This is a genomic window from uncultured Aquimarina sp., assembly GCF_947496855.1.
Classification (GTDB): Bacteria; Bacteroidota; Bacteroidia; order Flavobacteriales; family Flavobacteriaceae; genus Aquimarina.
In genome coordinates this window covers 127263-138970 of record NZ_CANMED010000002.1, presented here as the reverse complement: position 1 = coordinate 138970, position 11708 = coordinate 127263, and the positions used below count along the sequence as shown (strand labels likewise).

The 11708-nt window shown below is 28.3% G+C and carries 9 protein-coding genes and 1 tRNA gene; 4 read left to right on the top strand and 6 right to left on the bottom strand.

Features of this window, described 5'->3' with window-relative positions; genetic code table 11:
- Positions 1-408 precede the first annotated feature (408 nt).
- Positions 409-481: transfer RNA gene (locus tag Q0921_RS06610), tRNA-Gly, on the top strand.
- Positions 482-925: 444 nt separating this feature from the next.
- Here the strand turns inward: Q0921_RS06610 and Q0921_RS06605 are convergent.
- From Q0921_RS06605 to Q0921_RS06590, 4 genes are all read right to left on the bottom strand, one after another.
- Positions 926-1618 (bottom strand): hypothetical protein, encoded by a 693-nt coding sequence (locus tag Q0921_RS06605; protein ID WP_299255156.1) that lies wholly within the window; start codon positions 1616-1618, stop codon positions 926-928.
- Between the two features lie 194 nt (positions 1619-1812).
- On the bottom strand, positions 1813-2544 hold the full coding sequence (locus Q0921_RS06600) for a polyphosphate polymerase domain-containing protein (protein WP_299255153.1): 732 nt from the start codon (positions 2542-2544) through the stop codon (positions 1813-1815).
- Positions 2519-5539 carry a hypothetical protein gene (locus Q0921_RS06595; protein ID WP_299255150.1) on the bottom strand — a complete coding sequence of 1007 codons (3021 nt, stop codon included), beginning with the start codon at positions 5537-5539 and terminating at the stop codon, positions 2519-2521. The genes Q0921_RS06600 and Q0921_RS06595 overlap by 26 nt, the downstream gene beginning before the upstream one ends.
- Before the next feature lie 34 nt (positions 5540-5573).
- Positions 5574-6251 carry a DUF4956 domain-containing protein gene (locus tag Q0921_RS06590; protein WP_299255147.1) on the bottom strand — a complete coding sequence of 226 codons (678 nt, stop codon included), beginning with the start codon at positions 6249-6251 and terminating at the stop codon, positions 5574-5576.
- Between the two features lie 120 nt (positions 6252-6371).
- Between Q0921_RS06590 and Q0921_RS06585 the strand changes: the two genes are divergently transcribed.
- From Q0921_RS06585 to Q0921_RS06575, 3 genes are read left to right on the top strand one after another with little or no spacing between them, the layout of a single operon-like run.
- Entirely contained in the window at positions 6372-7247 is an 876-nt protein-coding gene (locus tag Q0921_RS06585) for a glycosyltransferase family 2 protein (RefSeq protein ID WP_299255144.1), read from the top strand.
- Positions 7248-8396 carry a glycosyltransferase family 4 protein gene (locus Q0921_RS06580; RefSeq protein WP_299255141.1) on the top strand — a complete coding sequence of 383 codons (1149 nt, stop codon included), beginning with the start codon at positions 7248-7250 and terminating at the stop codon, positions 8394-8396.
- Positions 8397-8433: 37 nt separating this feature from the next.
- Entirely contained in the window at positions 8434-9141 is a 708-nt protein-coding gene (locus Q0921_RS06575; protein WP_299255138.1) for a methyltransferase domain-containing protein, read from the top strand.
- A 64-nt stretch (positions 9142-9205) separates the two neighbouring features.
- Here the strand turns inward: Q0921_RS06575 and Q0921_RS06570 are convergent, their stop codons facing one another.
- The gene (locus Q0921_RS06570; protein ID WP_299255136.1) at positions 9206-9448 is read right to left on the bottom strand and encodes a hypothetical protein; all 243 of its coding nucleotides are present in this window, start codon (positions 9446-9448) and stop codon (positions 9206-9208) included.
- Between the two features lie 116 nt (positions 9449-9564).
- The gene (locus Q0921_RS06565) at positions 9565-11592 is read right to left on the bottom strand and encodes a tetratricopeptide repeat protein (RefSeq protein ID WP_299255134.1); all 2028 of its coding nucleotides are present in this window, start codon (positions 11590-11592) and stop codon (positions 9565-9567) included.
- Positions 11593-11708 lie beyond the last annotated feature (116 nt).

Sequence of the window (11708 nt, the reverse complement as noted above, 5' to 3'; positions counted from 1 at the left end):
CTGAGAATAAACTCCGGTCAATGATGATAATATACATATAAAGAGAAGTAATTTTACCTTCATAGGCTGTAGGAAATTTCTTTTAAAAAAGAGTTTTACCTCCTTTTATTTGGGGTTATCACGTAATTTAGTTTAATTAAACAAAATTAGTTGGTTATCTATACAAATTTAGATAAGTTGCTAATATATTAATATTTTCTTAACTACAAAAATACACATTTAATCCGATTAAAAGCATTTTTTTTCGATAAAATGCTTTTTTTTATATTTTTTAATGTTTCATTAATCAGCTGTAATAGCAATTTTATTTGATGTTACCGCTAATAGTTTATAAATAAGTATGTTAAAAATAATGTGGTTTTTTATTTTTATTATTGAAGAAATCTAATACATTTGTTGCTGATTAAGGCGGGAGTAGCTCAGTTGGTAGAGCGTCAGCCTTCCAAGCTGAATGTCGCCGGTTCGAACCCGGTCTCCCGCTCAAAGCCTCATCTTTACGATGAGGCTTTTTTAATTCTTGTTTTGAAGTTATGTGAGTTTTTAGGTTTCTTGCTTCATGGTATTTTGGAAAGTATTGTCTTTGTTTTAGTCCTTTTTTGGTTTAAAAAAAAAATAAACCTTCTTGAGAAGTGTTTAATTCTCATAACCAGGGATTATTAAAGAGGCCAGTAAAGTTTTTTATTATCAGTCTAAGCGTGGAGTTAGTCTATCTTCTTTTATCTTTTGATATGTTATTAATGACCGTGATATAGTCAAAAAATCTTATATACTGCCAATAACCGTAAATATAGGACTGCCTTCATTATAACAAAGAATTACTACGTCAATTGTATTGTTATTTAGTACGCTATTTTTGTTAGTTTTAAGATTTTTTTTAGCTAATTGATAATTAGGATACTATCAATAAAGCTTTATTTATTAATTTTTAATCAGCTCTTAAAAGTGAATCTATAAATTTGTTACTTTGATACTTTATAAGGGTATCTATTGAAATAAATCTATATTTTATTTGCGAATCTTTATTAGAAAATAATAACACTTTATTCTTTCTGTTTTTATACCAAAAGCCATTTCCAAGAAAAATTATACCGTTTTTATCTACGTATTTAAATTGGCTAGTTTTATAACCAAGATCACCACCTATCCATATTAATGTTTTTCCTGACTTTTTAATTTTTACTAACTCCGGATATATTTCAGATTGAAAATTGTTAGTGTTATGGCAGTAATAACAATTGCCTTTACCGCCATTACATATCTGATTAATTTCACTATCTAACACCGGATGTTGATCCATGAAAATTAATTTATGAGATAGCACTATAATGTTTTTAGTGTTTACTTTATATAATATGTCTAATAGGAAGTCTTTTTGCTTCCCTACAATAGAACTTAAACTATCTTGAGAGTTAATTGTAATAAATGTGGTATTGTCCTTTATATATGAATGGTATTTGTCTTTTCTTGTAATTTTTTTAAAGTTATCATCCGAAGTCTTATCATGATTTCCAATACTCCATAAGGTGTTTTTGTTTTTTAAATCAAAAATAGTATCCAGATGGTTAATGATTGAGCCTTTAAATGTTTCACGACCTAGATCACCTCCTAACAAAGTCATATCATATAAATTTAGGTTTAATTTATATATTTTCTTGAAGATACTATCATTTGTGTTGAGTCTGGTATGTGATAGATAAATATATTTAGAAGCGAAACTAGAATTTTTCTTAGATAATGAAGAGCAGCTAATAAATAAACATAGACACGTTCCCAATACAAGGTTTTTTAAAAAATTAGTTGCTTTTTTTTTCTTCAAGATATTAGAAATTTTAGTGTATTTATTCCTCTTACATATTTAGAATTCTTGGATAATCTAGTGCCTATTTGTTGTGTTAGGATTCTACTTTCAGTATCATGTTCATTATCATATTTTAGCTCTAAAATTATATCTTTATTTAGGTTCTCTGTTTTTCGTATTGAATAACTGTTAGGGTCGAAGAAATTCATATTGAAATCGAGCGTTATTCTAAATTTTTCGCACGCTGACAGAAAGTATTTTCTCTCATAACTATTATAAAGAGATGGATGTAGGATATGAAAATTATTAATCAGTTGATTGTGATTTGTTTCTTTTAGTGTTTTTATAAATAAGGAATGCACTTGATCTCTATTCATAAATTCAATATTAGTTTCAAAATTATTTAGTTTATGAGAAAACTTGTCACCAACTTCTCCGAATTTTTTTTTAATTTCTATTGTAGGATTTTTTATTTTAGAAAATTGATCATTATACCATCTGATTCTATACTTTTCTCTTATTCCATCTCCATTTACATTTTTTTTGTAGAAACTGTAGTTGTTATCATCAAAATAAATATTATTCACAGTTCTTTTCGTATAGATTTCTTTAAAAAAAAATGAATTAGTAAAAATGACAGTATTTATTAAATCTTCTAATGAGATGTGTTGAAATATAAATTTTCTTTCATATCTAAGGCTGTAAAAAGGGGTGTGATTTTTATTTGCTGCTTTTTCCATATTCATTTCCATACATTTGATCTAATACTTTATTAGAGACTGTTTCAACAGGAGTATTGTTGATTAATAGCTGTGAACCATTTTCTATTAGATAATTTAGAGTATTATCTATTAATGTTAGCTTTGAAATTTCAATATATCCAGTTCCATATTCTGATTTCTTCTGAAAGGAAGATAAGCCTAATTTAGTGTTTGATATCTTAACGTTTTGTAATGATATATATGATAAGTCTTTACTTACGATTCCAATCTCTCCATCAGTAACTACAATGTTGTTTCCATTTATATTACTTAACTCTCCAGCACTTATGGCTTTATCCGAAGAATTTTTAATTGTTACGTTGTTTACGGTGATAGAAGATCCAGAAATATCGATACCATCGTTTCCACTATTAAAAAAACTGCTATTACTGATATCACCTTCTACAAAGTCTCCATCAAAAGCATCAGAAAAAGTATTTTCGAAAATGGTAGCATCAATAAGGAATTTTGACCTAATTATGTTTAGACCATCTTCACATCTGTTATTTTTAAATATTGAATTACGAATTTCAACGACCGTTTCGTGAAAATTTACCGCTCCTGAAAGACTCCATATTTTAGAATTAGGGTTTGATAAGTTGTCAAAATAACAATAGTTTACAATAGATTTTTTCTTAACATCAGAAATGAAAATCCCGCCTCCTGTACCATCTGAAGAAAAAAAGCGAATAGGAGATTCTTTCGTGCCCTCGCATAATAGAGGAGAATTCGAAATAATAGACGCGTTATTCCTTAAATCTAATTCAAAGCCAGGTTCTACGATAATCTGAAAATTATTAGGTATCGTAAGGGTTTGTTCTAAAGTGTATTTACCTTTTTGAAAAATAATTTGGTTCCCACTAATTTTTAATAATTTGAAATTTTTATAATTTGCTTGTTTAGAAGTTTTATAGTATTGAATACTTTGAGCCATTTTTTGTTCTGTCGATCCGAATGGAATAATATCAGCTTCTCTTGTAAATGATAAACCTTCTAATTGAAATTTTAATTTTAGTTTTTTTACATCTTTTGGATATCTAAAACCTCCTTTTTTGTTTTTTTTTGATACAAATGCATTTTGAAAAGCATCTTTTAGATATAAATGTATGATTTTTTCCTGATTTGGAGAGATTACTTCCTTTTTAGATAGGACCTTCGTAAGGTTATTTCCTTTTGAATGAACAATTCCTTTTATAGTCACTGGAAAATTAGAAATGTTTCTTACCGATAGTTCTATCTGATTATCGGAAATGTTAATTAAATTTGAAAATACAATATCAGGAGGGGTTATTTGTTTTTTGATAAAGTTACTATTATCATCTAATATTGAAAGATTCACTGTTGTGTTTAATTCTGTATTAACTATATTAAACTGTGTGTTAAGATCATCTTTAAATTTGTGGATGATGTTTTTTATGAATTCATTACTGCTTACTAATTGTAACTTCTCCAAAAGTTTGGCTGTGTAGATGGGGTCATCTTCTGAGAATGGGTAATTGGCTATTTTAGAAATTCTTAATCCTGAATGAGAATCAAAACTTATGGGTTCTAATTTATTAGTTATAGGGTTGTAATAAATTCGTAAATTATGATCATATAGTCCGTGTTGACCTCCAAATAGATTAGATAAAGCAACATATGTTGTTAGCTTATCGATATCAAAAACTTCAGAAATTTTTACTTTACCTTTTCTAAGAGCATCCAATAGATCCTTAGCAATGTAGAATTGTTTTGATAATACAGGATCGGATAATATTCTTGATTCATCAAAAACTTTAATTGGCATTTTTTGCATGGATTGTAAGCTTTGATTTCTGAACTTTTGACTTATCATCTTATCAAAGGTACTTTTTCTATCATTCCATAGCGGAGTTTCGTCAAAAGTTAAAATTACACCTTCTCTTTTTTTGTTGCTTTCTATCAATCGTTTGTCAAACGATTCTTCCATAGCCATAATGCCCATGTGAATAAGATCACTACTGTCTTTATTAGTTATTTTTAATTTTACATCAATAAAATCATACCTCAATCCTATAATATCATTGTCCTTAATAACTTTATTAAATAACCATTCCCATTCATAGTTTCGGGCTTTTGGGTGTTGTAAAGAAAATTTACCCATCCTTCGAATCGTCTTTTCATCTTCTTCGATGATTACTCTAAATGACCACTTTTTATGATCATCCAAATGGTCTGTCCAATCTCCTTTTAATCTTAACTTAGACTTTACAGATTCAGAATTATTGAAGGACACATCAGCTTTTACAAAATCTTCATCACTTTTGGAAAGTATAATGCTTTTTAATGCATTATCTCTTTTAGCTTTTATTTTATCGAAACTTTTTTTATTTATAGTGATGTTCAATTTAGGCAATATATCGGGAGAAGCAGTTCCGTGAAAATTTTTGAATCTGATGTTTGATGCTTCATAAGAACGCCCCAAATATGAAAATCTACCCGTATTGATGAACTTTATGTTTTCATTTTTTAGAAATTCACCTAAACTTTTATGAACAAAAGGTCTTTGGAAAACAAAATATTTTTTACCATTGATTGTTAACTCAAGAGGTTTTTTATTTTCAAAATCCATATTGAGAAAGTTGTAGGGCTGATGTTTTAAAAGTGTTTGTTCATCTTTTGGGTAAATATGTATAAAAAATCTATCTATTAATTGTCTGTGTGTAAGTGTATCTTTATAAACGTAATAGATAGTAGGAACTCCTTGTTTTTTATTGTATAAAATAGAAAATTCTGAATCAGAATAAATAATATTCTGATCTTTTTTGATCATCTCAGATATACTATATTCGGCAATCGCTGTAGTTGGGGTATCGGTTTGATTTCTATTAGTTTTTTTTGATGTTACCGCATCCCCAGAAACTTTGTTACTAAAAAGCACAGTAATAACTAAAGCTCCAAGAAGTAAAGCCACTAAGAGAAGTTTTGTTTTTTTCTTATATGGATCTTTTTTTAGTTTCATAATTTATTAAACATTGTCGGTTAATTTTGTTTTCCTAAATCTCGGAACTAATGAATGTAACATCAATGCTTGTGTCAATTTTCGTGAGGTTATCATGAATATTTTTAATATCCTCTAATGAGGATACATTAATGAAGAAATTAAAGTTAATTTCTTCATTAGCATAATTAATTCTTTTTACATCTACCTGATTCGCATTTTTAGTAACCACTTCACTAATTTGGTTGGTTAATGCTGATTTGTTTTCATTTTTGCAATGCAACCGAATAAGTAAGTTTTGTGAGATAGAATTATTTAAAGAATTCTTGCTTAGCAAAATGATTACTAGAGTAAGTATTATAAAACCAATGATCGTGGGGATTAATTGATTTGCTCCCATCCCAAGTCCAAGGGCAATAGCAATAAAAAAGTATCCTAACTCTTCTGGTTCTTTAATAGCGGTTCTAAACCTAATAATAGACAATGCGCCTACCAATCCTAGCGAAAGGGCTAAAGAAGACTTAACAATAGAAATAATGATAAAGGTGGTGACTCCAACTAGAATAAGCACTTTTGATAGTTGTATCCGATTAGATAGCACTGTTCCATATTTTACGTAAATAATTTTAAGAAGAAATAATAAAATGCTACAAATACTTAAATTTAAAATGTAATTGAAAATTGAAAAATTCTCATTAAAATTGAGATTCATTTCATTAATTAGGTCGTTCATTTGCTTAGTTATTTTACATTGACAATATAAAAAGTAATTTCGTTAAATCGTATTTTTCGTGTTTGATATTTGTTCTTAGAATTAATTTAGTAAGTTTATAGTGTTGAAAAAAATATCATTATGAATCCCTTATTAACGGTAGTAATACCAATATACAATGAAGAAGAATCTCTTTCTATATTTTTACCTGAAGTTGTAAATCATTGTAATCAAAAAGGATATCTTGTAATAGCCGTCAATGATGGATCAAATGATAATTCTTCAGGTATTCTAAAAGTGTTTGAATCAAAACATTCTAATATAAAAGTTTTAACAAACAAGGTAAATAGAGGTTATGGAGGCGCTCTAAAAAGAGGGGTTAAAGAAACGACAACAAAGTATGTAATTACAATCGACGCTGATGGGCAACATTACCTATCAGATGTTGATTATTTGTTGGATGAAATGATTACAACAGATGCTGATATGATAGTGGGAAGTAGAAAAGGACAGGTTTCTGCTTCTTTAATTCGCGGAATGGGTAAGAGTATCATCCGTTTTATTGCGAAGTTGTTAATGAAAGTTCCGATTTATGATATAAATTCTGGAATGAAAATTTATGATGCGAAATTAGCAAAAAGTTATTTGAATCTTACTCCAGATACTATGGCTTATAGTGATATTATAACCCTTATTTTTATAAATAATAGAAGATATGTTTTAGAACGCTCTATAAAAATTAAAGATCGCTTGAGAGGAAAAAGTACAATTGGATTTAGAACCGCTTTTGAAACAGTTTTAGAAATAATTAATATTATCATATTGTTTAACCCTCTAAAAATTTTCTTACCATTAGCAGTTTTCTGTTTTTTATTTGGTTTAGGTTGGGGTATTTTTATTTTTATTCAAGGAATGGGCATTAGTACTGGAGCCAGTACGTTAATACTTTCAGGTTTACTTATTTTTTTGTTAGGATTAATAGCGGAACAGTTATCATCGCTTAGAAAAAATAGATAGATGATTGATTCTAAAACGATATGTTTTGTAAACGCACGCTTTTATCCTGATTTAGGTGGTGTGGAACGTTATACTTTAGAATTATCCAAAAAATTAGTAGACTATGGTTATAAAGTTATAGTTGTAACCACCAATATTGATGATAATGATTCTTATGAGATCTTTAATGGTGTTATTATTTATAGACTTCCAATTTTTAAGGGCTTAGGAGGTAGATATCCTATTTTAAAATTTAATAAGAAATATTTTAAAATATTAAAAAATATCAAAAAGGAGGATATTGATTTTTTTGTGATTAATACTAGATTTTACTTAACATCAATTTTAGGGCTACATATAGCAAAAAGTAAGAGCAAACGTTCCATTGTAATCGAACATGGAACAGGTCATTTTAGTGTTAATAATAGTCTTCTAGATTTTTTTGGAAGGAGATGGGAGCATTTTGTAATGAATATTGTTAAGCTGTATAAGCCTAGGTTTTATGGTGTTTCAAAGGCTTGTAATAATTGGCTGTTACATTTTAATGTAACAGCTTCTGGAGTTTTATACAACGGAATTGATGCTCATTATAAAATTAAAGAACTAAAGAATTTAAAAAGTGAATATCAAATCCCAAATACTGCCCTTATAGTTACTTATGCGGGTAGATTTATCCAAGAGAAAGGGATTCATGTACTTATAAAAGCTATCGAAAAAGTATTAGAGAAAAATAGGAATGTTTATTTTTTTTTGGCAGGATCAGGTCCTCTTGAGTCCATGGTTTCTGAATTTGCAATAAAGTCGGATCGAGTATTTTTTGAGGGAAAAATGGATTATGATGATTTAATGAATTTATTTCGTTGTTCAGATATTTTAGTTAATCCATCGATGTATCCTGAGGGCTTGCCAACTGTGATTTTAGAGGCTGGAGCCATGGGATGTGCAATAGTTGCAACAGCTAGGGGAGGTACAGAGGAAATTATTTTAAGTAAAAAATACGGAATTATAATATCTGAGGAGGATGAGAGAGAAATTTTTAAAGCTGTTAATGATTTATACAATGATCCTACTTATTTAAAGTATATTTCAAGTAATGTGAAAACACGAATTATAGAGGGGTTTGATTGGAGTATTTTGGCTTTAAATTTTATTAAAGTTATCAAAGAATAATTTTACCTCTAGTTAAATTAAAAAAAAAGATATTAATATGGAGATGAAGAAACTTAATTTTTTGGAAAAAAAATTAAATACCAAACCCGAAGTTCTTTTGGATTATGTGAAAAACAAAAATATAATTCATTATGGTTGTATAGATGATAGTACAGATATTATAGGGAGTAAGATTAAAAAAAATATTTATTTACATAAAATACTAACAGATTATAGCGCCAATTGCGTGGGTATCGATATAAATTTGGATATTATGGAATATCTGGATAAACATTATCAAGTAAGTAATATTAGATATGGAAATGTAGAAAATCCCGAGACTTTCGATTTGGATATTGACCAATTGAAAAAAGTAGATGTTTTGGTTATACCAGATCTAATTGAACACCTCAACAATCCTGGAAAGATGATTGATAGTATTAGAAAATACTATTCTCCAAATGTAAAGGTAATTTTGTTAACTCCAAACCCATTTTCATATCTAAACTTTGTATTTACTCTATTAGGGCGAGAGTTCTACAATGCATATCATACGTGTTACTTTTCTACAAATAACATGAAAGTGTTATTAAAAAATCATAAAATAAAAATCACCAAAATCCGCCCAGTTTTTATGCCAAAAGATAGATCGTGGATTGTAAGAGTTATAGATAAAGGGATAAATTATTTTCTTACAATCTTTACTTATGGATTTTGTGACAATTACTTGTATGAATGTGAGTTGGAGGATGAAAAAGAAATTTAAAAAATTTTGATAAGAAAAACTTCTAAACTTAAAATATGTTAACCACTTTTTTCCTTGTTTTTATCTATTGCATAGCAACTACAGTTTCCATTGTCTTATTGGGAGATCGATCGCTAATAAGTGGTAATTTATTTAGGTTCGAAACACTTTTTTCCTTAATAACTAATTGGAAATTTATTTTAGCAATGTCCTCCGCTGTATTAGCAAGAATTACTTTTGTTTTAATAAATAATAGTTTGTTGAAAAATCCAAATTTAGCCCCCATTGCAACTACAATAACTGTTTTTATAACATTATTATCACTCATCTTTATTGTAATCGCTAATTACTTTTTTCTTAATGAAAAATTAAGCGTGCAACAAGCGGTGGGAGCCGTTATCATTCTAACAGGGGTAGTAGTTATGATGAAGTAAATACTGATTGTTATTGTGTATGAGCTCTAGCTACTTTTAAGTTGTTTCTAGCTAATTGAAAATTTGGATTTATAGAAATTGCTTTTTCGCAGGCTTCTTCAGCCTTTTGGTATTCCTCTAGTATATTGTAAGCAGAACATATATTATTGTATGCAACGTAATTATTTGGATCTAATTCAATAGCTTTATTACAGGAAGCTATACATTTTAAATATTCACCAATATTATAATATTTCAAGCTAAGATCGATATATTTTTCTGAAGTTGGATTATTTTTAATTTCTATTTCGGCATTATTCATATCGGAAATTTCAGTATTTTTTTTATTTAGATATTTCAATGCTAATGGGTTATTCTTGGAAATAGTTAATGTATGTTTTGCTATATTGTTTAATTCGTTTTTTAGTCCGAGATTATCATATATTTCCATTAATAGATATTGATTATTTAAATTATAGACAGTAATTTCATTAGCCTTTTCTCCCATTTTTCTTGCATCGATATATCTTTTTTTCTTAGTTAAAAATCGAGCATAAAAATAATAAGGAGTATCGCTATTTGGGTCATATTGAATAGCTTTTTTAAAAGATTCTTCTGCCTTTTCTGTTGAATTCAGTGCTCCCTGAACAACTCCCATGTTAATGTGTAAAGGAGAGTAATATGGAGAGTATCTAAGTGCTTTTTCATAATACTCCAATGCTGTTGGATAATTTCCTTTTTCCATTTGGGTAAGACCGTAATTCATTAACCCCCTTCCGTTAGTTGGGCTTTTTAAAGTCACATCATGCCATAAAGATTCTGAACTTTTCCATATTTCATTTCTTTGATAAGTTCCATATCCAAACAGAAATATTATTACAAAAAAGGAGGTTGATAGGATTATTTTGTGTTCTTTTTTCAACGTTCTCTTCTTACTGTAATTAATTATGTATAAACTAATTCCATAGGTTAGACTTAAAGACAAGCCAATAAAAGGAAGAAACATTCTATGGTCATTCATAACTTCAGCTAAAGGTGCAATAGAAGTAGGCAGTAATGTAATACAAAACCAAATTAACCCAAAAGAAATTGGCCTAGTTTCTTTATTAGATGAAGTCTTCAAAATGGTTATTACTAGTCCTATAATAAAAATTAACCCAATGATTATTCTATCATCAAATATATTAGTAATTACTTTCCAATCTGAATCGGCACTTAAATTAAATGGCAGAAAGAATGAGATAAAATAGTGAACCCAGACATAGGGTTGTGTCATTAAATATTGTAAAGGTGGATTCGAAAAACCCGATTCACCAGCTTTTGATAATGTGTATAGTTGAAATACTATTATAATTAGGATCATCGGCAGTAGATGAACTATTATTCTCAATGTGTTTTTTAGTTCTTTAACTCTGAAAGCTTTGAGAATGGATGTTTCTTTTTCAAAGAGTAGGATATAAAAAAACAATAAAACAGGTGTCACTGCCATAGTTTCTTTAACAAATACTCCTATTATAGCTGGTATAATATAAATAAACCACTTTCTGAGTTTAGGATATATAATATAGATAGATACAGAAGATGTAATACATAGTGTTGACAAAACATCTGAACGTGATATAATATAATTAATTGTTTCTGCATTTACCGTATGAAATGCATATAATGATGCAGAAAGCAAAGCAATGAGTGAATTCCATTTATGATCCAATGATTTTTGAAATATTTTTCTACATAAAAAGAATAATAATATACATAATGTTAGATACCAAAAGAAAGTAGAAAGATGAAAATAAAATGGTTTTAAACCACCACCTACCCAATAGTCAATTGCTAAAGATGTAGTAATAATAGGTCTTAGGCCCCAATGATCAGGTCTAGAACTGAACATTTGTGGATTTACAAAGAAATCAGGAATATTTTTTATATCCGTAATGTGAACATTAGAAATAATGGTATGATCATCATCAAAGTAAAAACCATTATCAAAGTGATTGGAATAAGTTATTATTAATCCAATAAATAAAATAGACGCGATTACAATTATTTTTTTTTGCATACCTGCTTTATGTGCTATTTTTTAATATTAAACCATTTTGGATAGTAAAATACTGAATATTTTTTTAACTTATACTTGGCCTTAGTAATTGTTAGAAATCATTTTTTTATTGGTCT